The 23,854-nt window shown below is 62.5% G+C and carries 23 protein-coding genes and 1 pseudogene; 21 read left to right on the forward strand and 3 right to left on the reverse strand.

Annotation, left to right across the window (positions count from 1 at the left end):
• From FJV83_RS36390 to FJV83_RS10065, 5 genes and pseudogenes are all read left to right on the forward strand, one after another.
• A pseudogene (locus FJV83_RS36390) lies at positions 1-1,210 on the forward strand (hypothetical protein); the annotation flags it as partial.
• Between the two features lie 35 nt (positions 1,211-1,245).
• A complete protein-coding gene (locus FJV83_RS10050) occupies positions 1,246-1,836 on the forward strand; it encodes a hypothetical protein (RefSeq protein WP_142886685.1) in 591 nt (196 codons plus the stop codon).
• On the forward strand, positions 1,836-2,261 hold the full coding sequence (locus tag FJV83_RS10055) for a hypothetical protein (RefSeq protein ID WP_142886684.1): 426 nt from the start codon (positions 1,836-1,838) through the stop codon (positions 2,259-2,261). The genes FJV83_RS10050 and FJV83_RS10055 overlap by 1 nt, the downstream gene beginning before the upstream one ends.
• Before the next feature lie 183 nt (positions 2,262-2,444).
• A complete protein-coding gene (locus tag FJV83_RS10060; protein ID WP_246691843.1) occupies positions 2,445-2,828 on the forward strand; it encodes an SMI1/KNR4 family protein in 384 nt (127 codons plus the stop codon).
• Complete coding sequence (locus FJV83_RS10065; protein ID WP_142886682.1) at positions 2,825-3,031, forward strand: hypothetical protein; 207 nt, start codon at positions 2,825-2,827, stop codon at positions 3,029-3,031. Before FJV83_RS10060 ends, FJV83_RS10065 begins: the two co-directional genes overlap by 4 nt.
• A 112-nt stretch (positions 3,032-3,143) precedes the next feature.
• Here FJV83_RS10065 and FJV83_RS10070 read toward each other — a convergent pair whose 3' ends face one another.
• Positions 3,144-3,569 carry a pyridoxamine 5'-phosphate oxidase family protein gene (locus FJV83_RS10070; RefSeq protein ID WP_142886681.1) on the reverse strand — a complete coding sequence of 142 codons (426 nt, stop codon included), beginning with the start codon at positions 3,567-3,569 and terminating at the stop codon, positions 3,144-3,146.
• A gap of 289 nt (positions 3,570-3,858) precedes the next feature.
• Between FJV83_RS10070 and FJV83_RS10075 the strand changes: the two genes are divergently transcribed.
• Together FJV83_RS10075 and FJV83_RS10080 are read left to right on the forward strand one after the other, a co-directional pair.
• Positions 3,859-4,284, forward strand: a complete 426-nt coding sequence (locus FJV83_RS10075) for a hypothetical protein (protein ID WP_142886680.1) — start codon at positions 3,859-3,861, stop codon at positions 4,282-4,284.
• A gap of 381 nt (positions 4,285-4,665) precedes the next feature.
• Positions 4,666-5,235 carry a hypothetical protein gene (locus FJV83_RS10080; RefSeq protein ID WP_142886679.1) on the forward strand — a complete coding sequence of 190 codons (570 nt, stop codon included), beginning with the start codon at positions 4,666-4,668 and terminating at the stop codon, positions 5,233-5,235.
• Positions 5,236-5,616: 381 nt separating this feature from the next.
• Here the strand turns inward: FJV83_RS10080 and FJV83_RS10085 are convergent, their stop codons facing one another.
• Positions 5,617-6,231 carry a methyltransferase domain-containing protein gene (locus FJV83_RS10085; protein WP_142886678.1) on the reverse strand — a complete coding sequence of 205 codons (615 nt, stop codon included), beginning with the start codon at positions 6,229-6,231 and terminating at the stop codon, positions 5,617-5,619.
• A 164-nt stretch (positions 6,232-6,395) separates the two neighbouring features.
• Here FJV83_RS10085 and FJV83_RS10090 point away from each other — a divergent pair, with 164 nt between their 5' ends.
• The 5 genes from FJV83_RS10090 (at position 6,396) to FJV83_RS10110 (ending at position 12,012) form a co-directional block, all read left to right on the forward strand.
• On the forward strand, positions 6,396-8,171 hold the full coding sequence (locus FJV83_RS10090) for a portal protein (RefSeq protein ID WP_246691844.1): 1,776 nt from the start codon (positions 6,396-6,398) through the stop codon (positions 8,169-8,171).
• On the forward strand, positions 8,168-8,488 hold the full coding sequence (locus FJV83_RS10095) for a hypothetical protein (RefSeq protein WP_142886677.1): 321 nt from the start codon (positions 8,168-8,170) through the stop codon (positions 8,486-8,488). Before FJV83_RS10090 ends, FJV83_RS10095 begins: the two co-directional genes overlap by 4 nt.
• A 418-nt stretch (positions 8,489-8,906) precedes the next feature.
• On the forward strand, positions 8,907-11,408 hold the full coding sequence (locus FJV83_RS36395; RefSeq protein WP_142886676.1) for an HNH endonuclease: 2,502 nt from the start codon (positions 8,907-8,909) through the stop codon (positions 11,406-11,408).
• Positions 11,408-11,689 carry a hypothetical protein gene (locus FJV83_RS10105; RefSeq protein ID WP_140891901.1) on the forward strand — a complete coding sequence of 94 codons (282 nt, stop codon included), beginning with the start codon at positions 11,408-11,410 and terminating at the stop codon, positions 11,687-11,689. The genes FJV83_RS36395 and FJV83_RS10105 overlap by 1 nt, the downstream gene beginning before the upstream one ends.
• An 8-nt stretch (positions 11,690-11,697) precedes the next feature.
• Entirely contained in the window at positions 11,698-12,012 is a 315-nt protein-coding gene (locus tag FJV83_RS10110; protein ID WP_142886675.1) for a hypothetical protein, read from the forward strand.
• Positions 12,013-12,105: 93 nt separating this feature from the next.
• Here FJV83_RS10110 and FJV83_RS10115 read toward each other — a convergent pair whose 3' ends face one another.
• Positions 12,106-12,423 (reverse strand): YMGG-like glycine zipper-containing protein, encoded by a 318-nt coding sequence (locus FJV83_RS10115; RefSeq protein ID WP_056570230.1) that lies wholly within the window; start codon positions 12,421-12,423, stop codon positions 12,106-12,108.
• 271 nt (positions 12,424-12,694) lie between these two features.
• On the opposite strand from FJV83_RS10115, the gene FJV83_RS10120 reads away from it, so the two are divergent.
• The 9 genes from FJV83_RS10120 to FJV83_RS10160 all read left to right on the forward strand — a co-directional run bounded on the left by FJV83_RS10120 (position 12,695) and on the right by FJV83_RS10160 (position 23,830).
• Positions 12,695-13,267: a hypothetical protein gene (locus tag FJV83_RS10120; RefSeq protein ID WP_142886674.1), complete on the forward strand. Its 573-nt coding sequence runs from the start codon at positions 12,695-12,697 to the stop codon at positions 13,265-13,267.
• Between the two features lie 96 nt (positions 13,268-13,363).
• Positions 13,364-14,275, forward strand: coding sequence for a hypothetical protein (locus FJV83_RS10125; RefSeq protein ID WP_142886673.1), 912 nt, complete (start codon positions 13,364-13,366; stop codon positions 14,273-14,275).
• Positions 14,276-14,456: 181 nt separating this feature from the next.
• Positions 14,457-15,446: a Coat protein gene (locus FJV83_RS10130; protein ID WP_142886672.1), complete on the forward strand. Its 990-nt coding sequence runs from the start codon at positions 14,457-14,459 to the stop codon at positions 15,444-15,446.
• Positions 15,447-15,569: 123 nt separating this feature from the next.
• On the forward strand, positions 15,570-16,163 hold the full coding sequence (locus tag FJV83_RS10135) for a hypothetical protein (RefSeq protein ID WP_142886671.1): 594 nt from the start codon (positions 15,570-15,572) through the stop codon (positions 16,161-16,163).
• A gap of 85 nt (positions 16,164-16,248) precedes the next feature.
• Positions 16,249-18,729: a hypothetical protein gene (locus FJV83_RS10140; protein ID WP_142886670.1), complete on the forward strand. Its 2,481-nt coding sequence runs from the start codon at positions 16,249-16,251 to the stop codon at positions 18,727-18,729.
• 267 nt (positions 18,730-18,996) lie between these two features.
• On the forward strand, positions 18,997-19,650 hold the full coding sequence (locus FJV83_RS10145) for a hypothetical protein (protein ID WP_142886669.1): 654 nt from the start codon (positions 18,997-18,999) through the stop codon (positions 19,648-19,650).
• Between the two features lie 17 nt (positions 19,651-19,667).
• Positions 19,668-20,189, forward strand: coding sequence for a hypothetical protein (locus FJV83_RS10150; protein ID WP_246691845.1), 522 nt, complete (start codon positions 19,668-19,670; stop codon positions 20,187-20,189).
• 883 nt (positions 20,190-21,072) lie between these two features.
• Positions 21,073-21,270 (forward strand): T6SS immunity protein Tdi1 domain-containing protein, encoded by a 198-nt coding sequence (locus FJV83_RS36940; protein ID WP_246691846.1) that lies wholly within the window; start codon positions 21,073-21,075, stop codon positions 21,268-21,270.
• A 205-nt stretch (positions 21,271-21,475) separates the two neighbouring features.
• Positions 21,476-23,830: a hypothetical protein gene (locus FJV83_RS10160; protein ID WP_142886668.1), complete on the forward strand. Its 2,355-nt coding sequence runs from the start codon at positions 21,476-21,478 to the stop codon at positions 23,828-23,830.
• Positions 23,831-23,854: the final 24 nt, after the last annotated feature.

Consider the following 23,854-nt stretch of genomic DNA (forward strand, 5'->3'; position numbering starts at 1 on the left):
GACCAGCGCCATCGCCATCGGCAACGCCAACCCCGACGATCACGCCACCTTCGAAGCGGCCCGCCAGCAGGGGCTCGACCTGATCGACAAGATGGGCCTCGACCCGGGGATCAGGCAACAGAAGGTGAAGGACTGGTTCGGCACCGCGGCGAAGGCGCGTTTCGATGCGCTGATCGCCAGGGACCCAAAGCGTGCGCTGGAGATGTTTGGGGCAGGGGCGCCGGGAGAGTCTTCGAGCAAACCTTCCGACGACCACCTTGGCAAGAAAACGCCTGATGAGGAAAAGGCGTTTGGGGGCAATGCTCCGGCGCCCGGCCGCCTCGCCGACCTGTCTCCAGATGACGTTCAGCAGCTGATCGCCCACGCACATGTCGCGACTACGGCGCAACTGATCGAGGCGCGCACCAACATCGCCCTCGCTTCGCAGAACGCCCTGGGCGCAATCGCCAAGACCGGCAGCTATTCCGGCAACATGCCCGGCCCCGCGGACTTCGCCGGCGTTTATGGCACCCAGGAGGGCGGCAAGCACTACCGGGATTTTGCCCGAAAGATTGATGTCGGGCGTCAAGCCTTCGACATGCGAACGATGCCTAACCAGGCTATCCACGCAGCGCTACGCGATGCCGAGCCTGGGCCGGGCAGTTCGAAGGAGGAGCAGGCAGGGTATCAGGTCACGGCTGCTGCTGCCGTCAAGACTCTAAGCATGAGGCGGGCGGACCCTGCTGGCTATGTTCGCGAGGTTTTCCCCAATGTTGACGCCGCGTGGAAAGCGGCGGCGAGTCCAGACAAGAAGTCGGGGACCAGCGATCCGGCGTCATACAAATGGGCCGTCGCCGTCTCTGTTGCAGCCCAGAGGCAACTAGGTATCGAGACCCCTCAACCCCTACCGAGGGCCGTTGTCGAAAGCTTAGCTGATAAGTTTGGCAACAATAACGTGCCGCGGGCTCAGAAGGACATCACCCTGCGTGATCTTCTGGGCGCGACGCTCGATCTGGGTGTTCGCGAAACTCTCTTCCGGCAATTGGATCAAGCTGGCCTTTCTGCTCCGACACAGGTCGACCCGATCATCACTACTGCGACAGGACGGCTTCCATCAGCGCCGCCTGGCGAACCCCAGTCGGTCTCCAGGATCTGCGCGATTCCCCTTGGGGCTTCCTTGAGCAACTGCCGGCTACCCCCGGCTCGGGAGCGGTTGCCGACGGGCGCCTAGCGTTAGAGGCAGTCGGCGAAGCTGTTGCAAAAGGCTTGGCCTTAGTCCGCGGCGGGACTGGCAAGTTTGCCAGGCCGCTGGAGGAGTTTGCAGCCAGCGGTTCGCGCGCAGCACCGGACCTCTCCGCTGAAGGGACGGTGGCGCGCCAGGCTGTCGAGACGAAGTCTCTGCTCAAAGCAGCAGAGGATGCCGCCTACCGCGTGAGCACAGGCGCCAAACCTGATAAGGCTGAGCTTCTTCAGATCATTAAGTCGATCGCAAGAGACCCTTCTAAGGTAAGGTATCCAGGAGCATCGTTTGGCAGGGCTCTCTCAAAAAATTACCGCAAAACGTTTCTCGACGCGAACCCGAAACTGGAGGGTGAAGTGGTGGTCCACCACGCAGCTGAGCAGCAAATCTTGAACAGATATCTCGGGCTCGTGACCGAAGAGGAGATGCACTCGCTTCAGAATCTGCGTGGAATTCCTAGGAGCTTGGACAACCTTTTGCACAATAAAATTTTCCGGTTCGAGTGGGACGAATTTTATGCGTCACATCCTCAGCCCACTCGTCAGCAGGTGCTGGACTATGTTGAGTATATCGACAAAAAATACGGACATCTGTTCAACCCTCCAATAGGTGGATAATGCAGTATTTCTATATCAGACCTGATGTGGCTGGCGGACTTGGCAGAAACACCGTTTTGGACCCCAGTGTCCATCCGCCGATTGTGACCAAGCTCCACTACGTGGTAGAGGGCTGGGCCGGTGATGTGCTCGTTACGACGTTCCCGTGTTACCTCGTCACCGAAGAAACCCAGCGTGAATTGCAGCAGATAGGCTTTTCAGGTGCGACGTTTGCTGAAGCCGAAGTGACAACATCCGAAGAGTTTCATGAATATCAACCTGGACAGGAACTTCCATCTTTCGTCTGGCTGCAAGTGAATGGGAAGGCTGGCCGCGACGACTTCGGGATTGCAGCAAATAATCGCCTCGTTATTTCGAAACGTATTCTTGATTTGTTGGAATCATTGGGAATACCGTTTGCAGTGGTCGAACCTTACGAGCAATAACGGAATCGCGCCTTTGTTGTCGCGGCGACGCAACGCTGACCGGGCTCTCCGGTAAAGTTTGGCGGCAAGCCAATCGACACCTCCAACAAAGATCGTTCTGCCTTGCGAAGTTCATAGACAACAGGCTACGCCGTGGTGGAATGAGTTGCCTCGAGACCTAGGAAGATAGCAGTGGGATATAGTTTGACAGAGGGACAGCTCAATACACCGGCCGATGCCGCAGTTGTCGATGGTCTGTCAGCAAGCTTGGGAGTGACGCTGCCCAAGGATTACACCAATTTCCTTAAAGAGCATAATGGAGGTGAAGGCTTCATCGGCGACAGCTATATAATTCTTTTCAAAGCCGAAGAGTTGGCTGATTTCAATCGAGAATACGAGGTTGAAAAATATGCGCCAGGCATCCTCTTGTTCACATCGAACGGAGGAGGGGAAGCCTATGGCTTCGACACCGACGATGTGGAAATGCCAATCGTGCGCATCCCGTTTATATTTTTGGAACGGCAATCCGCCGAGACGATAGCGCGAGACCTCGCCGATCTATTTGCCAGGCTGGAGGACTGGAAATGAGCGTCCAAGACACAAATTCGCGCTCCAAGGGCATAGAACTGTTCGAGGTCAAACCGATTGCGGTTGGTGGTGATCCGGTCAGTTTGGAGAACAAGATCTGGTTGACCAGACAAGAGCATTTTGAAGCGGTGCGCTTCTGGAATCGAACTATCGAAATTCAGCGTAAGGCCGCGCTGGAGAAGGCGGCGCGGGCGGATCGGTAGGGCGCGGCACTTTCGTGGGCATTTTAACGACCGCGTCCATGTGACTGGAGCGAGGTTTGGGACTGAGAGCTGGAAAATGCCCTCGGACGGCGACCCGAAGCCGTTGCGTCTGTCAGAATTGAATCTCGATCAGCTCGGGAGGCTCCTTGTTGAAATCGGAATATCGAATCCACCGCGGGGTTGCTTTGAACATCACTGCTCCTCTCTCGATGAACTCCCTTTCGGCCGGAACGCTGTTGAGATGGGCTTCTTGGTATTGTTCGATATCCGCGGCAGGAACCCTTGTTGCCTCACCCTCGTATTGAACCGTGATGTTGTCGTTCCATCCGACAACGAACGCGACGCCGGGACGCTCCGCGAGATTGCTGAACTTCCGTGTGTCTTTGAAAGTGTCGAACACGATCTCAAGATTGTCCCGCACCGAGAAGTCGACCGTAGCCGCCTCCGGCGTTCCGTTGCGGTGGCATGTCGCAATGACCGCCAAGGTGTGCTTCCTCAGGAATTCAAAGATCAGGCGTTTCGTATGATCTTCGTCCATTGCCTCATCCCTCAGTGAGTATTCTCGATTTTCGTGCAGTCGCATTCGACAGCCCGCCGGCCTCAGCGGAGTTTGGCCGCCAGCGCCGCGAGCTTGCGAGATATGCGTTCACCACCCGACCCAGCCATTGATGCGTCCGCTCTAATCTCGTGCCTTCCAGGAGGATTAACACATTGCTCGTCCTCATTCGGATTACGGTGACAGCGCACTTTTTTCGACCGCATCTATGAACCTCGAGACTGGGACATGGAAATGGTGCACTGTCACCGTAATTCCCAATAGGTGGGCGATGCAATACTTTAAAATACGGCCGAACGTCGCTGGCGGGATTGGCGAAAACACCGTTCTCGACCGGAGCGAGCACCCGCCAATCGTGACCAGGCTTCACTATGTGGTAGAGGGCTGGTTCGGTGATGTGATCGTTGCGACATTCCCCTGTTTCCTCGTCACTCAGGAAACCCAGCAGGCACTGCAGGAGAGGGGCTTTTCAGGCGCGACGTTCGCCGAGGCCGAAGTGACTATCTCGGAAGAGTGTCAGGAGGATCAACCCGGGCTGCAGCTACCACCTTTCGTCTGGCTGAAAGTAAATGGGAAGGCTGGCCGCGACGATTTCGGGATCGCGACACCCTTCCGTCTCGTCATCTCGAAACGCGTTCTTGATATGCTGGAATCCTTGGGAATACCGTTTGCGGTGGTCGAACCCTACGAACAGTAACGGGATCGTTGCCTTGGTTGTCGCGGCGACGGCTCGAAACAGCTCTGAATAGGAATTTTTTCCTTAAGCCAATTGACGGCGTGAGGGCAGCAATGGTACATTTTGTCCATGGTGCTGATTTGCGCCAACGACCCGCCGGTTCGGCGGGTTTTGTTTTTTGGCGATGGTCGGTGCGGATACATGCCGCGATGATCGCCAGGGGAACGCGGCACCTTTGCACCGTCGCAACGCCTTGATGTCACGGAATGGGTTCCTGGGCCGCGGAGCAGTTCCAGAGGCCTGCGTCGCTTCGCTCCTGGCTTCGCCTTGGAATGACGAAGCTGGGATCGCCGGCGCTTCTCGCTTGACGATGACTTTGCTTCCCGCGGAGGAAGTCCATCCATGCCCATCCGCATCATCCCCGCCACGCTGCGCGATCTGTCCTACATCGCCGCGAACCTGCGTCCCGAGGACCGGGCCGAGATCGACTGCCAGCTTGATGACTGGTCGCCGGCGCTCTTGGCGCTCACGGCGCTGCAGGGGTTTGCCTATGTCGCCGAGCTCGACGGCAATCCGGAGGTCGGGTTCGGCGCGGCCGAGCAGCGCGGCGGGCTGTGGATCGCCTGGAGCTGGGGCACGCGCCGCATGAAGCGCTGCGTGCCCGGGATCACCGAATTCTTTCATGCCGTGCTTGGGCCTGAGGTCGCGGCGCGCGGCGCCTGGCGGGTCGAGGCCCGCGCGCTCGCCGCCAATCACCTGGCGCTGCGCTGGCTTGGCCGGCTGGGCGCCACGCAACGCTGCCTGCTGCCGGGCTACGGCCGCAACGGCGAAGATTTCTTCCTTTACGACTGGACAAGAGAAGGCTGGAACCATGTGTCTGTTTCAAAAACCACCGGAACTGAAGCCGCTGCCTCCGGCGCCGACCGTGCAGGACAAGGATGTGCAGGCGCGCGAGGCGGCCTTGCGGGCTGAGCTCGAACAGCGCCAGGGCACGCAGAGCACCGTCAAGACCGACCTCGCGCCGTCAAGCCTCACCGGCCAGCGCCGCGTGCTCCTGGGGCTTTGACCATGACCGCGATGAAGCGAAGCTTTCGCCGGCGCGTGCTGGACTGGTAGTACTGGCGCCGGCACGCGCGGCTGGTGAAGCGGCGGTGATTGGCCAATCTCCCCCCGTGTGGGGGAGATGCCCGGCAGGGCAGAGGGGGGCGCTGTCCCGCCGACCTGTCGAGCGATTGCGAACTACACTTTGGCAGGTTGCCTGCTAGCAAGAGCCGACCGTCGGCGTTCCTTCACGCCCCCCTCTGGCCTGCCGGCCATCTCCCCCACGGGTGGGGAGATCGGCAGATCCACCGCTCACCCCTTCCTGGCAAACGCCCAGACCATCAGCGGGTATTCCTCGTCATTGCTGAGGTCGCGCCACAGGCCGTAGGCGCGCACGGGGCCGCCGATATGGGCCCTGGCGCAGGCCTTGTTGCCCCAGCCATGGACCTTGACGTTGGCTTCGGCAAAACCGCCCTCGACCATCAGCTGCTTGAGGCCGGCGGGCGTCCACCTGTTGTAGTCGTGCGGCCGGGCATGGACCCGGAACAGGAAGGGCGTCGCCACCATCGCCCAGCCGCCAGACCTGGTCATGGCGTGGATGTTTTGCACCGCCGCGTGCGGCCGCTGGACGTGTTCCAGCACCTGGTCGGCGATGACGATCGAATATTGTTCCTCGGTGCGGTCCTTGCAGATGTCGAAGGCGGGGAAATCGACCGAGCGGTAGTTGGGGCACATCGCCCGCCAATAGCGGTTCCACCCCGGCGAGATCTCGATGACGTCGGCGGCCTTGCGGTTGCCGGCTTCGAGAAAGAGCGTGAACGCCTCGATCTGGCGGATGCGCAGCCAGTTGCGGGAATCATAGCCGAGCAGGCGTTTGGCCACCTGTTTGCCGCGGTTTTTCAGGGTGCCGGCAAGGCTTGTCGTCATCAGATCGACCTCCTCCAAAGCCCGCCGTGAAAACAGCCTAGCCCAGGCAAATGGGCAAAAGATGACAGCACAGCCGATCTCCCCCCTCGTGGGGGAGATTGGCAGCTTCGGCGCTGCGCCCTTCCATGCACCCCAATTCCTTTCTTACCAAGCGAGGCCATCCGATGACCGATTCCCGCGCCCGCGATATCCTGTCCCGCCAATCCGAGCTCGAGACCGAGCGCAGCCAGTATGAGGCCGTGTGGGAGCAGGTGGCGGAGTTCTGCGACCCCGACGCGCCCGATGTCTGGAACGGGCGCCGGAGCAGCGGGCCAGACTCGCAGGCCGAGCGGCAGGAGCGGCGCGGCAGCCGCGTCTACGCCAACACCATCAACTCGGCCGCCAACCGGCTGGCTGCCGGGCTCGAAAGCCTGATCATCCCGCAGTCGGAAAAATGGCATGGGCTGTCGACGGCGGCGATGAACGACGAGGAGACCGACGAGGAGAAGGAATGGGCGGAAGCCTTGCGCGACTTCCTGTTCTCGCTGCGCTACTCCGCCAATTCGAACTTTGTCCCCGCCACGCAGGCCTGCCTGCGCAATGTCGTGCGCTATGGCCCGGCCTATCTCTACGCCGAGGAAGGGTTCGGCAACACGCTGATCCACTATGCCTCGATCCCGGTGGTCGAAGGGTATCTCAGTCGCAACCGCTGGGGCCAGGTCGACATCTTCCATCGCCGCTACGAGCGCACGGCGCGGCAGGCGGCGCAGCTGCTCGGCTATGAAAAACTGCCGGCGCGCATCAAGGTGCTGGTCGACGATCCGGTCAAATGCGAGACCAGGATCTCGCTGGTCCAGTGCATCCAGCCGCGCGACGAGCGCAAGATGTATCGGCTGGGCGAGCAGTACCAGTATCTCGACACGGCGTTCGCCTCCTACCACGTCATCGAGGACGAAGAGGAAATTGCCAGGGAAAGCGGGTTCCGCACTTTTCCGGTGTCGACCTTCAACTGGCGCCGTTATGAGGGCGACCCCTATGGCATTTCGCCCGCCATCGAGGCGCTGACGACCGTACGGGAGGAAAACGCCGTGCGCCGCTCCGGGCTGCGCGCGCTGCAGCAGATCACCGATCCGGCGACCGCCTCGAAGGCCAGGCTCGACTATGTGCCGGTGCTCAATCCCGGCGAGAATTATCCGGGCCTCATCGACGACAATGGCCGGCCGCTGATTGCGCCGATCACCACCGGGCAGAACCCGACCTATGCCTTCAACTACGCGCAAAGCCGCGCCGACGAGATCCGCGACATGATGTTCGTCAACCTGTTCCAGACGCTGGTGCAGAACCCGCAGATGACGGCGACCGAAGCGCTGATCCGCCAGGAGGAGAAGGGCGCGCTGCTCGGGCCTTCCGGCTCGATCATCCAGGCCGGCTTCGCCGCCAATCTCGACCGCGAGCTCGGCATTCTCGTCGACAAGGGGCTTTACGACGAGGACAGCCGCTTCGTGCCGCCGGAAAGCCTGGCCGGCAAAACGGTGCGGCCGACCTTCACCGGCCCGCTCGACGTGCTGCGCCGCTCGGCCGAGGCGCGCGACACCATCCAGGTGGTGACGACGGCCATGCAGATGGCGCAGTTCGATCCGGATGTGATGGACAATATCGACAGCGACGAGGCGATCAAGATCGTGCAGAGCGCCGGCCGCAGCCCGCAGCGCATCTTTCGGCGCAAGGAGGAGGTCGACGGTCTGCGCGATGCGCGCGCCAAGGCCCAGCAGGCGCAGGCCGGCATGGCGGCGATCGCCAGCGCGGGCAAGGCGGCCAAGGATGTGGTGCCGGCGGCGGTGCAGGCGCGCGACAGCGGCCTGCTCGACGGCCTGCAGAACATGCTGCAGGGCGCGGGCGGCGCCGGGCAGGGCGGGCAAGCCACACCGGCTGGCCAGGGGCCGGCGGGAGGCGGTGCATGAGCGGCAAACGCTTCGCCCGCGCCGGCCAGGCCGGCGGGCCGGCCAAGGCGCGGGACGCGCTGACCAAGGCGTATCTGCGCGTGTTTTCCGGCGAGGACGGCGAGATGGTGCTGGCCGACCTCGCGGCGACCGTCGGCTACTACCGGCGGCCGTCCTATGGCGAGTGGATGGCGCGGACCAGGACGCCCGAAGGCTTCGAGCTGCACAGCGCGCTCAGCAATGCCCGAGCCGAAGTGGTGCAGCACATTATGGGGTTCCTGACGCTGGACGAGACGCAGCTGGCGGCGCTGGAGAGGGCGGCGCGGGCGGAAGGGTAGGCGGAGCCCGCGAAGCTGCGCTCCTCGCTCCGTCTACGGAGAGTTGAGGAGTGGTCCCGCACAGCGGACGGAAGAGCCAACTGCTTGGCTTTTCGAACGACGAACGCCGGCAGGCAGGCGAGGGGCAGCGCCAGCTTGTCGAGACTTGGCCCTGCCCGTCCTTCGGACTTCCCTTCCAGGACCTTTCCCAGTTGAACGGGGAGAAGGGGGCTAATCGCCGCCGCGATTCCGCGGCGTGGTAGCGCCGCCGACGAGGTCCTTTGACCCCGCAGAGCCAGCACCGCTGCTGCAGGATTTTTCCAAAGAAATCGATCCGACAAACCGCGAACGCGACAACGCAGCGGGTGCGAGCCGGCCGTGCCGCGATCGCCGGCGCCGCGCGCCTTTGTTCGAAGTCAGCCAGGCAGGGAACACCTAGATGGTCCACGTCATCCCGCTTTCCATTGCCCAGCGCCGGCTCGATACCGGCAACGCGCCGCAATATCCCCAGGGATCGCCGGTCGGCGGCGCCATGCAAGGGCTGGGCGATCAGCTTTCCGCTGCTGCCGAGCGCTACCAGCAGATGAAGGACCAGCAGGAGGCGTTCGACGCCGAGCTGGCGCGCCGCCGGTTCGGCGCACAGATCGCCCAGGCGGAAGACGAGGTGACGGCCAACGCGCCGGCCGATGGTGCCGGCCTGCATGAGGCCATGTACGGCCAGGTCGATCCCTACACCGGCCAGGTGGTCAAGACCGGACTGTTCGACAAGCTGTTCGCCGCTGCCTTGCCAAACATGCCCGAGAGCCAGCGCGCCGCTTTTGCCGGGCAGAAGGAGCCGATGCGTCTAACCGGCGGGCGGCGCATGGCGGCACGGCAGCTTCAGCGGCGTCGAGACTACGAGCAGGCCGAGGTCGACACGGCGCTGAAGACCAGCGCCATCGCCATCGGCAACGCCAACCCCGACGATCACGCCACCTTCGAAGCGGCCCGCCAGCAGGGGCTCGGCCTGATCGACAAGATGGGCCTCGACCCGGGGATCAGACAACAGAAGGTGAAGGACTGGTTCGGCACCGCGGCGAAGGCGCGGTTCGAGGCGCTGATCGCCAAGGATCCGAAGCGCGCGCTGGAGATGTTTGGGGCAGGGGCGCCGGGAGAGTCTTCGGGGGGCGATGCCTCCGGCGTTTCTCAGATCACCTGGGTTCTTGCCTCGGGCAACTCGGAGGCCTCTGCCGCGACCGGCGATCGCGTTGGCAAGCTCACGCCAGACCAGCGAGTGGCTCCGGCTTTCCGGGACGATATTCCGCCTCAAGATCGGCCGGCCCTAGCCCAGAAAGCCCTGGCCGCCGACGCCGCCCGGCAAGTCGAAATGCGCACCGGCATCAACCTGGCCGAACAGAACGCACCGGCCGCCATCAGGGAAACCGGAACGTATTCAGGCCCAACTCCTACTCCGGAGCAGTTTGTCGCCGCCTACGGTGCTACCGACGGTATTAGGCGCTTCCGGGCTTTCGACCAAGCGATGGATGTCGCTCGCCAGTTCCACGGCATGCGCGGCAGTTCGAACGAGGCCGTGCGGGCCTTGGTCAAAGAGCCCTCACCCAAGACCGATAGTGGGACGCCGGAAGAGGACAGCGCGCGTCATGACGCCATAGCCACGGCCGCCGACCTCACGCTCAAAGAGAGGCGGGGCGATCCGGGCGGTTATGTCCGCAAGACGTTCGCGAATCTTGATGCGGCTTGGAACAATCTTTCGACGCCGGAAAACTATCAGAGGGCGATTATTGGCTCGATCGCCGCTCAGCAGCAACTGGGCTTCGAGAGGATACAACCGCTGCCCAATTCCGTGGCGGAAGGCGTGGTTGACGGACTCAAAAATGGAACCGCGCCGCAAGATCACACCCTAAACAACATCTTTGCTGCGCTCCCTACCGAAGCTGCCCAAAAGGCAATGCTAGACCACCTAATTCGGACGAGTGCAGCTCAGACAGAGAGAAGCCTAGCTGATCGAACACGTAGCGATTGGATAGTCGACCCCAAAATACTGCTCGACCTGAGCAAAGCGGCCGAGTTGAATCTGCGGGACTCGAATGTAGAAGCCACGAATTACATTCCTACCCCTCAAGATAAGCTTGGCTACCTTATCGCCGGCGATAGTAAGCCAAGCAGCGTGCGGCGTAATCTGGCTCGAGTGCTGGTTGGCTCCGAGGGAGCCGGCGAGCAGGGCATTTCGCTGCTTGGTATTACGCCCATGGTAGCGGCCGATAAGGCTACCGCATCCTTGATGTATGGCAACTACGGCGACGTGGTGCTCAATGCCGCAGGAGTAATTCCTGCTGAGACACTAGCGTCTGTTGGGCTGAACCAGGCCGGCAAAGTTGTCGGGCCTTTGGTTAAAGAGCTCGGGCACGTCTTGAGGCGGTCCGACGACCTAGCTGAAGGAGCCGAGGCACTTGTTCGCGGCGGCAATGGCAAGCTCGCCAATTCGGCAGAGGAGTTTCTTTCTGAAGGAGCTGACCTTTACAAAGGCGCAGACGATTTACCCAACCCTGGACCCGAACTTGTCGGAGAAGGTGCAGGTGCTGGCGCAAGTCCAGGTCCAACCGGCCAGTTTTATAGTGTGGTGTTCGAGACAAGGCTCGATCCTGCATTGTACCCGAATGTTTCGCGCCCGCGCCATTTCCAGGCAGCCAACGAAGCCCTGTTGGTTCTAATGGAAAGAGAGCCGGATTTCGCAAAAATTCTGCAGGAAGCGGGAATTAACCTTCAGCGGACAAAGAGGGGACTCGTTCCCCGCAGAGCGCCCCCGGGCTACACTTGGCATCACGATACGAAGGCCGGTGTCATGCAACTCGTCCCTAGATCCCAGCACGATCCTGGGACTATCTTCCAGAAAGCATTGCACCCGAATCGTCGAGGAGGATTTTCTTTGTGGGGAAAATAATGAAGTTGTTGGATATCGTTGGGAGGCTGTCGGACTTTGACGAGGATGACACGATTTATGTGGCGGAACCTTGGACCGAGGATTCCAATGCAATGGTTGCGACCGCACCCGACGATAGCACGGTCCCTCCGAAGGCGGCCGCGAAAGCGGGGCTTACATATTTCATCGAAATATTCATCGCGATCGAATTCACCGAGGCATGGGTCGCATCGTTGGAAGAAAAGCCCAGTCTTTCGGCCATTTGTGAAAGGCTCATTTATTATGCCACCTACGATGCGTGAGAGGGAAAATGGCGAACGATCCACGTTATGAAGGAAAGCCACTGCTCAGGCTTCTTGAGCTTTATGTGCTTAAGGCGATTGGAGAACTCTCTCGGGAATCGGAAGATGCCCTGAAGGCGATGAGCCCCAAACTCCAGGCCATCTATGGTGGCGATGGACAATGGGACGATGCAATTGCACAGGCAATGCACATGCCTGACACGATGCCGGAGGCAATCCGGGATATGTGGGCAAGGAATCTCAAAATCGCCCGCGACAATAATGTGACGCTCACGCCCCAGCAATTTGCCGAGATGTTCGTGGACAATAATTTCGCGGCTTGAGCGTTCCGGAGCGCCAGCTTTTCAGGCCTTGGCGCTCCCCTCATCCCCCTGCCGGGACCTTCTCCCCGTGAACGGGGAGAAGGCAGCCGAGGATCAGTAATTGCCGTTGTAGTAGCGGTCGTCGCAAGGCGCGGTGTAGATGCGGCCGTAGCGGTCCTGGTAGCGGCACATTTCCTCGCCGCGGCGCTGCGGGGTGGTGGCCGAGCCGACGACGGCGCCAAGCAGCGCGCCGCTGGCCGCGCCGATGACCGTGCTCTTGGTGTTGCCGCCGATCGCCTGGCCGACGAGAGCCCCGCCGGCGCCGCCGATGAGCGCACCGGTGGTGGCCCGCTGCTGGCCTTCGGTCTGCGACTGGCAGCCGGCAAGTGCCGCGGTCATCAGAACGGCGGCTATGGCTTTGTGAAAGGTCATGCGAGGTCTCCCTTAAAAGTCTGAAATCCCTATCGATCGTCCCGTGCGGTCGCATTGCGGCGGAACGGGGGCACGGACGCTCACGATATAAGACATGGTTTCTCGGGCGTTGATGGACCGGGAGCGCAAAACATCCCTTTCGAACAAGGCGCTAGCTCTCGGCCTTGTCAAAATGATTCAGCCTGACACGGCTCGGCCGAGGCCAAGCCTGGCCCTTCCCGCGCGCTGCGCGCACCACCGCTTGCCCCCACTGAAACAATGGAGAAATGCCATGACCCGAGGTCTTCCCCGGACGCATGTTCGTGCCGCCGCCCGCGAGGCCGGCCTTGCCCCGCCAAAACTCGGCCTGAAGGCCGTGACCACGGGGCAGGGCGGTGCTTTCCGCACCGTGTTCACCTTCGCCGGCATGCAGGTGCCGATCACCGATGCGCTGGCCTATGCCAGCCAGAAGATCTTCGACTTCACCGACGGCAAGGTGCGCATCAAGGGCGGCACGGCGCGGCTGCAGTTCGCCGTGCTGACCACCCGCGCCTCGACCATCAACGACAATGCCGCACTGACCTGGTCGCTCGGTTCGGCGGCGGCGTCGAGCGCGACGCTGGCCGGAACCATGGTCAATGTGCTGGCCGCGACGGCACGCACGCTGGATGGCGCGGGCGCCGCGCTTTCGACCGCCTCGAGCGCCGACATCGCCGCCGCCGCGACGCTGGATGGCACCGTGACGCCGGTCGACCTCTATCTCAACCTGGCCTTCGCCACCGGCACGGATATCGATGCCGACGGGACGATCGCGGTGACCGGCACGATTACGCTGCTGTGGGAGAACTGGGGCGATAATGTCTAGGTGCTGACAACACCCAATCTCCCCCACGGGGAGGAGATCGGCAGCTTCGCCGCCCGGCGCCATCCCGTCTTCGAATCTCAACAAAGGAAACATCACATGACAGATCTGGCAGACGCCGGGTCCGTGGCGGCGCGCGCGCTGCCGGCGGGCAACCCAGTACGGCCACCGGCAGGCGCGGAAAACGGGTCCGCCGCGCCTGTCGGCCAAAGTTGGTTTGACGGTCTTTCCGAAGGCAACCGCAAGCTCGCTGAAGCCAAGGGCTGGACCAAGCCTGAAAGCCTCGACAGGGTTTTCACATCCTATGCGGAACTGGAGCGGCAGCAGGGTGAGAGCCTGCGCGTCCCCGGCCCGGACGCATCGCGAGAGGACTGGGAGCGTTTTCATGCCCGGCTGCCCGAGGCCTTGCGTCCGGTCACCTCGTCGGAAAAGGTCGAATACCGCCGGCCGGAAGGCCTGCCGGAAAACTTTGCCTATTCGGACGAGCTCGCCAATGCGTCCAAGGCCTGGGCGGTCGAAGCGGGTGCAAGCCCGAAGATCGCACAGGCCTATCACGACAAGTTCGTCGGCTACATGGCCGAGCAGGCCGCGCGGCAAGACATCGCGCTCGCCCGCTCGGTGGAAGCCACCCATGACGACCTTGTGCGGGACTGGGGGCCGACCGACAGCGACGGCTTTCGCCAGAAGCTCGAGGTCGCCAACCGGGCGATGAAGAAGCTCGGCCTGGTCGACGCCTACAAGGCGAAGGGCATCCTTCTGCCTGACGGGGCGCTGACCGATCCGCAGATCGCCAAGGCCTTCCACGCCATCGGCGAGGCGATGTTCAGGGAGGACACGATCGACGGTGGCGCACATTCGAGCGGAGGCAATCCATTCAAGCGCAACGCCGCCGGCGAACGCAACCTGACGGCCATTTCAGCCCTCGTCAAAAGCGACCCCGCCCGCGCAAGGCGGCTGGCCCGCGAGGCCGGAGAGAATCCGGACCTCTGGATGCCCAACAACCCTCTCTGAGAGGTCAGCCGTATCCGAACCCCCTCATCCGGCCGCTGCGCGGCCACCTTCTCCCCGGTGGGGAGGAGAGGCTGGCACCGCCGTCTCAGGTCTCCTCTCCCCACCGGGAGAGGTCAGCCGAGCGAAGCGGAGGCTGGGTGAGGGGGTGTCACCGCCAAACCCAACCTGAAGGAAGAGAAAAATGGCAGATGCCTACACCCGCATCGCGGACGCGATCGTACCGTCCGTCTATGCGCAATACGCTTTCGAGGAACATGTGCAGTCGCTCGAGATCTACCAGGCCGGAATCCTGTTCTCCGACCCGGCTATCTCGTCCAAACTGTCGATGGGCGGCCGCTCCGTCGACATGCCCGGCTGGAAGGATCTCGGCAACGACCCGTCCGAGCCGGTCAATGACGACCCGGCCGATTCCATCGAGATGAAGAAGATCGGCTCGCGCCGCGAGGTCGCCGCCCGCAATGTCCGCGCCCAGGCGTGGGGCGTTCCGGACCTGACCTCGATCCTGGCGGGCGACGATCCGCAGAAGCTTATCGTCAAGCGGCAGACCGAGTACTGGCAGCGCGCCAACAAGCTGACCCTGCTCGGCATCCTGAAAGGCGTGGTCGCCGACAACATCGCCAATGACGGCGGCGACCTGGTGCGCACCACGGGCGCCTCCATCGTCGACACCGACATCATCGAGGCCGCCTATCTGATGGGCGACCGCGCGGACAAGTTCAAGACGATCTGGATGCACTCCAAGCAGATGAAGGCGCTGAAGCTCGCCGACCTCATCGACTATGTGCCGTCCTCCGAGCAGGGCGGGCCGCTGATCCCCTATTACATGGGGCTGCGGGCCGTGGTCGACGATGACATTCCGGTGGTCGCGGGCGTCTACACCGCCTTCATGTTCAAGGACAAGGCGATCCTGTGGAACGAGCTGCCGGTCAACACCGAAGGCGGGCCGCTGGAGTTCGACCGCAAACCGCGCCAGGGCCATGGCGGCGGCGTGACCGAAATGGTCGGCCGCCGGCATTTCGTGCCGCATGTGCCGGGCACCCGCTTCCTCGATGCCTCCTCGGCCGGCGAATTCGCCACCGATGCCGAACTGGCACTGGCGGCGAACTGGGACCGCACCGCCTCGAGCGTCAAGAACATGACCTTCATCGCGCTGAAGACAACTGAGGCCTGATTGGTCGCAGGCGAGGGGCGGGGGCGTTCGCGCTCCCGCCCATCGCTGATCTCGTCCGGACTGCATTCCTTCGCGCAAAGGGTCGCGACTTCCCGACCTGAAAACCAATGGAGGCCTGACACAATGGCCATCACCCCGCTCGATATCGCCAATATGGCGCTGGCCGTTCTCGACGAGGCGCCGATCGACAGTCTCGATCAGGACGTCAAGGCGGCACGCCTGTTGAACCTGCATTTCGACCTGACGTGCGAAGCCGAACTGACCAAATATGCCTGGGTGTTTTCGATCCTGCGCGCCACGGTGGTGGGGTCGGATACCGGCGGCAACGCGTGCGGCCTGTCCTTCGCCTATGAATTGCCGGCCGACTGCCTGCGGCCGCTGCCCTTGACCCACAATGGCGAGCCGGACGGCGTGCCGATCTCGTGGCGCCAGGAGGCGGGTCTGATCTACTGCGACCAGCCGGGTCCGCTGACCATCCGCTATGTCGCCAACCTCACCGATCCCAATGATTGGGACGCGCTGTTCACCGAGGTGCTGGTGGCGGCGCTCGCCATCAAGGTCGCGCATCCGCTGACGCACAAGTCCGGCATGATCGACATTGCCCGCTCGGCCTATGACCGGGCGCTGGACGCCGCGCTCAATGCCAACGCCATCCAGCGTGGTGGCCGCTTCTATGCCGCCTCCTGGTCCAGCCAGCGCGGCGACTTTCGTCTTTGATTTTATGCATGTCGTTGCCCCAAACCGCTTCACACCCTCGGGTCAGGCCCGTGGGCATGCGACATGCTTTGAGGGATTTCCGCTGATGACGACGCTCTATCCCGTCCAGGATGTCTTCACGCGTGGCGAAATCTCGCCGCGCCTGCACGCCCGCGCCTCGCTCGATTTCTATCGGGCCGCGCTGGCCCGATGCGAGAATTTCGTCACCTTGCCGCATGGCGGTATCCGCAAGCGCGGCGGCACCTATTTCGCCGGCGAGGTCAAGATTTCAGCCAAGAAGACGCGGCTGATCCCGTTCATCTTCTCGGCCGACCAGGCCTACGTGCTCGAATTCGGCGACCTCTACATCCGCGTCTACGCCTATGGCGCGCGCGTCGGCACGGTCGAGGTCGCATCGCCCTATCTGGAGGCGGACCTGTTCAAACTCGCCTATGTCCAGTCGGCCGACCAGATGTGGATCGTGCACAAAGACTACGCGCCCAAGGTTCTGACGCGGACCGCGCACACGGCATGGACCCTGACGGACTTCGCGTTTCTCGATGGCCCCTACGACGAAATCAACACCACCCCGACCACGCTGACCCCGGCCAGTACCGGCCACGCCACGCCCAGGATGACCTCCGCCACGGCTCCGAGCGGCACCGTTACGGATGATGGCACCGGCACCAGCACATGGACGGTGTTCGATCGCAGTATCGCCCAGGAAGTCGTGTTCACGACCCACAGCAGCGGGTTCATCCAGTATCAATTCCCCGCGGGGCAAGGCAGGGCTGTGAATGCATACTGGATCGCGGCATCAAGCAACGTCGCGGCAACAGGCGACACGCCGACGCAGTGGACGCTTACGGGGTCAAACGATGGCGTAAACTACGTTGCCCTGGATGGACGGGCTGGGCAGACTGGCTGGTCCGGCTCGGAAGTCCGCTTCTACGATTTCCAGAACACCACCACCTACGAATATTACAGGTTTGCGTTTTCCGGTGGTGGTGGCGGCGACGCCTTGAACAGCAGCATTGCCGAGATAGCGTTGGCAGAGAACGGCGATACGATGACGCCATTCAATCTGACAGCCTCATCGACGGCCGGCATCAACAGCGGCACCGGGTTTCAAACGTCGGATGTTGGCCGGTCCATCCGGCTTCTCGGGAGTGAGAACGTCTGGCGCTGGGCCAAGATTACCGGCCGCAGCAGCACCACCGTTGTTCAGATCAGGCTTTACGGTCATGCGCTGCCCGACCTGTCGCCGATCACCCGCTGGCGGCTCGGCACCTTCGTGCCCGGCAAATATGTCGAGAGCGGTTCGCTCTACGAGGAACGCCTGGCCTTCAGCCGGAAGTTCTCGGTCTACGCCTCGGCTACCGGCGACTTCGACAATTTCGCGCTGGGCGAGAAGGACGATGATGCGCTGGAGTTCATTCAGGCCGGCGGCGGCCAGGCCAACGACATCGCCTGGATCGCCGATTCCGACGGCGCGCTGCTGATCGGCACGTCGGGCGGCGTGCGCGCGCTTTCGGGATCAGGCATCGACGAGGCGCTGACGCCGTCCTCGTTCAAGAACCGGCGCTCGCGCACCTTTGGCTGTGCCCGCATCCGCCCTGTCGATGCCGGCCAGTCGTTCCTCTATGTCACGCGCTCGCGCAAATCGATCGCCGAGCTGACGCAGACGGCGCAGAGCCGTTTCAGCTCGGACGATGTCGGCCAGATTTCCGAACATATTCCCAAGCAGGGCGTGGTCGAGCTCGCTTTCCAGACCGATCCCGACCCGCTGCTGTGGTTCCCGCTCGATAATGGCGAGCTCGGCGGCTATACGCACCAGCCGTCGCAGGAAGTCAGAGGCATGCACCGGCATCGCCTGGGCGGCGCTTTTGGCGGGACTGGTCCCGATGATTCAAATTGGGCGGTCGTTGAAAGTGCCACGGTGACGCCGGGTCAGGACGGCAATGACGACCTCTGGCTGGTCGTCAAGCGCACCATTGGCGGCGTGACCAGGCGCTATATCGAGATCAAGACCGCCCCGTTCGAATATGGCGCCGTCGCTGACGCCTTCGAGGTCGATTGCGGGCTGACCTATACGGGCGCCGCGGTGGCCACGGTGGGCGGCGCGGCGCATCTTGCCGGCCAGGCCGTCGATGTTCTGGCCGACGGCAAGGTCTATCGCGGGCTCATCGTCAGCGGCGGCGGCACGGTGACGCTGCCTGGCGGCTCGGCCGGCAAATGGCAGCTCGGCCTGCCCTATGCGGCGGGCGCCGACACGCTGGAGCTCGATGTCGGCGGCAAGGACGGCTCCATCATCGGGCGCCGCAAGAAGGTGGCGAAAACGATCCTGTCGCTGCTCGAGACCGACACGACGGGTCTTGAGGTGCAGTCCTTCATGCGCGGCCGGTGGGAACCGGTGCGCATGCCCTCGATCGTCGCGCCGGATGGGCGGGCAACGCTGTTCACCGGCAATGTCGAGGTGCCGATCGACGACAGCTGGGAAGGGCAGGGTAAGGTACGCATCCGCCACGTCAACCCGACGCCCTGCACGATCCGCGCCTTCACGCCAGTGTTCGACGCCGAGCCGTAAAGTGAGGCGTGGAAGCTGCCGATCTCCCCCCTTTTGTGGGGGAGATGGCCGGCAGGCCAGAGGGGGGCGCTGTCCCGCCGGCCTATCCGGATTTTGCCTGCACGCCGCCAGACGAAACGGCCGCCGATCCAGCTCTGATTTCATAATCTCCAGCTGGGCGACGCCGCGATCCTTCACGCCCCCCTCTGCCCTGCCGGGCATCTCCCCCACAAGGGGGGAGATCGGCAGCTTCGCGGACCGCCTCTCTCCCCAAAAGGACACTCCCCAATGACATCCCCCCATGCCGAAACCCTCGGCAGGGCGCGGACGGCTGCCGAATTCGCAGCCGTCATCGCCTTGCTCGACACCGACCTCAACGACGCGTTCGCCCGCAAAAGCGCACTGGCTGAAGCCGAGGACCGCGCGGTGTTCGGCGATGGCGACCTGGCGGCCGCGCGTGCCGCGCTCGACGACTGCAATGACGCCATCGCGCTCCTGGAAAAAACCATCGACGCCGCCGGCAAGCGCCGCGCGGAAGCGGCGCGCGGCGAAGCCCGCGCCGACATCGCAGCGCTCGGCGAGGAGATCAAGGCCAGGGCGGCAAGGCTCAGTGAGCGCTGGCGCGGCGTGCACCGGCTGGTCGAGCAGTTGCGCCAGGAACTGTTCGAGGCCGATGCGCTCGCCCGCGGCATCGCCACCGCCAATGGCCTGTTCGACGCCGTCGGCGTCAGCGAGCTGAAGGTGAACCTGACCACCACCCGCCGCACCGCCATGAGGGGGGCGCGCGCGGCTGCACCCGCCCGGCTCAGCCGGCCGGCGCTGCAGGCCGACAGGCTGCTTCTGTCCTTCCTGAGCCCCGGCGGCGCGCTCGACCCGCGCCCACCGCTCGGCCCGCCGGTGGACGGCGTCAAAAGCAAATTCATTCCCGCAACCCCTCTCTGAGCGAACGAGGCTGAGCCATGTGCACACTTGCCCTTCTTGGACTGGCGGGCACCGCCCTGTCGGCCGGCGGCGCGCTGGTCGAAGGCCAGCAGTCGAAGCAGATGGCCGACTACCAGGCCAAGGCCTATGAGCAGCAGGCGCAGGCCGAGGCGCAAAGTTCCGCCTTCGAGCAGAGCCAGGAACGCCACAAGCAGGACCTGCTGCAGGCCCAGGCGCGCGCCCAGGCCGGCGCCTCCGGCGTCGGCATATCAGGCTCGCCGGCCGAGGTGCTGGCCGCCAACGCCAGGCAGGGCCAGGTCGACCTCGACGCGATCCAGTACAGTTCGAAGCTGCGGCAGAACAACCTCAACAGCCAGGCCGCCATTTCGCGCTTCTCCGGCAAGCAGGCGGTGACGGCGTCGATCTTCAACGCCGGCGGCGCACTCGTTGGCGGCCTCTCCAAGATCTACGACCCGACCAAGGCTGTGACGTTCGGCGGTTCGACACTTTCGCCCCGGGCGAGCGCGGCCATAGCCGGCGGCTATTCGGGGCTCTACTAAAATGGTCCACGTCATCCCGCTTTCCATTGCCCAGCGCCGGCTCGATACCGGCAACGCGCCGCAATACCCGCAGGGATCGGCGATCGGCGGCGCCATGCAACTAGCCCGGCCTCGGTCGGCCAAGACTTGCATGTAACCTACATGCCTCATTGGAATGCCGCGCAGCGGGCCGCCGCAGACCTCAAAGTGAAGATGTTGACGGAAGCTGTAACCGTGGCTAGCCAAGCCGTTCGCAAGGGGAGATCCGCGCGGAAAATTTTCAAAGCCGCCGGATTTCTAATCCCATTCGGCCACGATATTGATCACGTCATCGACCTGCAATTGGGGGGCCTTCACCAGCTGTCCAACTTTGCGATCTTGGATTCGGGCGTCAACCGAAGCGTGGGCGCGCAGATATGGAATCAAATAAAACATCTACCCATTGGAACTGTCATAAATAAAGTCACGATTGGAGAGCCATCGTGTTCGAGACATTCCGACAGAATTTTCCCATCGAAAGCCGGGTTGCGGCGGACCCGGGCACGCCTGCCGTGGATACTGGGATCCCTGGGCTGAACGAGCTGCTGCGTAGTTTTGGAGGCGCTTCCTTCCAGCAAGGTTTGTACCGGATTATCCGCCTACAGGACGTGCCAGTCTGGAATGCGAGGATCAGCTTGGCGTTCCCGGAAACCAATGGGCGCATCACATGCTTTGGCTACGATTGGCAGGGCTCCGCGTTTGCAGTAGACAGCCAGAGACTTGAGCAAGGCCAGCCTGGCGTGGTGCTGTTTGAGCCAGGTACGGCCGAAGCGCTTGAAATACCTAACAATATCGAGACTTTCCATGACGTCTTGGTCATAGAAGATCCTGACGCGGCGCTGTCTGCCAACATATATTTGGAGGATTGGCTGGCGGCTGGCGGGTACAACCGGGCTATGACCAATGCATTGGCCACAAGAAGCCACTATTCCTGGGTGGAGAAGATGACATCTCGAACCAGGAGTTGTCGGATCTCGAGGTTTATTGGCACATTCTGGGCCAGGTCATAGCGAAGGTAAAAGGGTTGCCGCCGGGCACGCCTGTAAATCTCAGGGGTGGCTGAGGAGCTCAGCGAATTTACTTCTATCGTTACTTCTATCGTTACTTCGAAAGGCGCGAACGCTCGCGGGACGAGAAACCCGGAGATCAACGATAACGGTTGGCGAAGTTGGCTGACGCGACCGTACCGTCCGCCCATTGCCAGCCCTTCAACCGACCCGAAATCCTCAAGCCTCGCTTTCGCGGGGCTTTTTTATGGAGCAAGCCTCATGGCTCGACCTGCAACTGCCGCCGTTCGCCTGTTGACCGGTGAGCGCGAACCCGTGCGCCTGGCGACCACGGCCAACATTGCCCTCCATGGACTGCAGACCATCGATGGCGTCGCCACCGAAGTGGGCGATCGCGTGCTGGTGAAGAACCAGGCCGATGCCCGCGCGAACGGCATCTATACGGCGAGCGAAGGCCAGTGGTTCCGCGCCGCCGACGCGCGCACCAGCAGGACGATGCAGAAGGGAACGACTGTACGTGTGCAGCAGGGGGCCACTTCGGAAAGCTTTGTCTACACCTTCGAGGCCTTCGAGCCAGTCATTGGGACCAGCGATATCACCTTTTCCCTGGCGTCCCTGGGCCATATCGGGACAGAGCGTTACTCGACGGAATTCGATTTCATTGACGATGGCGTGACCGACAATGACGCCGCGTGGGCACTTGCCAAGGCGACGTTGGGCAGCGTCGAAACGCTCGTCATGCTCAGGAAGGCGCTGGGCGTTTTCTACTTCGCTACGACCGGCGATTTCACTGGCCTTAAAATCGATGCGTCCAGCAATCCTACCTTCACAGGTCCGAACGTCTACAACGACAGGACGCAAGCCCAGAAAGTTGCCAACGACCCCGCCGTGACCGTAGTCGGGACAGGCGAACTGCTGTTCAACAGCACAGTCCTTCTGACCACCTTCCAGCATCACGCCGAGCCGGTGGACAAGTTCGACTTCCTCACCGATGGCGACGTGGCTTATGACGAACCGACCGTGGTGGACATGAACACCGCCACGATGTTGAAATTTGCCTGGCCGAACGGCAACACCACCTCGGCGACGGCAACCGGCATCTCCAAGGCCACCAACCTCATTAACATCGACTGGTCGACGGCGGACCTTACCACTCTGATCTTTGCCGGGATCGTGCCCGAGCCGGGGTGCCAATACTCATGGGTATGCGGCTACAATGCCGCAGATACCGGGTATGTCGTGCTGGCCTATGAGGGCGGCTATCACGCTGTCTATGCGCCAGTCGGCGGCGACATGGTCCACAAGAAGCTTACCGCCGCCGCTACCTTCACGGAAACCTCTGTGTTCTCTTTCGGCGATGGCCTCGCGGCGCAGACGGAAGCCGGGTACACGCTCACCAGGGCGTCGATGACCGTCGATATGCTGACACCGACCAAGTACGCCATTGGTATGAATGGCGTGATCATCGCCAGTGGCGAACTGGCTAAGCCTGCGCTGTACATCGGTCCCGGCGTTTACCGCCCTACGGCCGGCGCGCAAGTGTCCAACTTTCAGAACATCATCAAGACCCGTAACCCGACACGGCTGGCTCCGCGTCCTGTCCGCGCGCTGTTCGTCGGCGATAGCAAGATGGACGACATAATGATCGGCTGGCCGCGTGACATCGCGCGGATCATGCAGGGCTCGATGGGCACGCAATGGGAGAGCAGCAAGAATATTGCGCTGGCTGGCGCTACCCTTGCCGATCAGCTTACGGCCATCCTGGCGCAAGTCATGACCGGCTATACGGACGTGTTCATTAGTCTCGGTACCAACGACACACAGGTCGGCACGGCGTCTTCAACCTTCGCCACCAACTTCGCCCTGATGCTTGATCAGGCGCTTATCGCCGGAGCAAAGGTGACGGTCCTTCTTACCCCGGCGTTCTACGATCGCGCCAACGCGGTGACCTACGGCGGCTTGGGGCAAAACTCGGGTGGTAGCTCGGCCGTGCCGGTCTATCGTGAGGTCATCCGCCGCGTGGTCGCTACATACCGGGACGCTGGCAAGGCTGTGGCGATCGTTGACGCGGGCAAGATACTTGGGCCGACAATCGCCCGATACTTGACATGGAACGCGGATCAAAACCGCGTCGACCTCAACGTTCTGGACAACATTCACGAAACCCGAAGCGCGCGCACCAAGATCGCGCACGCATGCGCAAGGGCCGCATATGGCCTGTCGTCTCCCAAGCGTACCAGCGGCGTCAAGACCATGCTCGCGCTGACCTCTGTCGGCGGCACGGTGGCGGCGGCTGCGACAGCCTACCTCGGCTCCTACGCTGCGGCGGCCGCGCTCTCGTCGGCGATCACGATCCCCTACGCTGGCGTTGCCAAGAACCTGCGGTGTCTGGCTAGCGTGGTGCCTGGCGCTGGACAGTCCTACACCTATACGCTGATGGTGAACGGCGTAGCGACGATCCTTACATGCGTAACCGGGGCGGCGGTCCTTGTCGGGGCTGATACCCTGAACATGGTAGCCGTGGCGGCTGGCGCAAGCCTGTCCGTGCGGGTGGTGAACTCCGCGACAGGCGCGGTTGCAACTCATCAGTGCACCGTCGAGATCGATCCGACTTAGGCGGCGTGCCATTGCCGCCTAACT

This window comes from Mesorhizobium sp. WSM4307 (assembly GCF_007003945.1).
Taxonomy (GTDB): domain Bacteria; phylum Pseudomonadota; class Alphaproteobacteria; order Rhizobiales; family Rhizobiaceae; genus Mesorhizobium.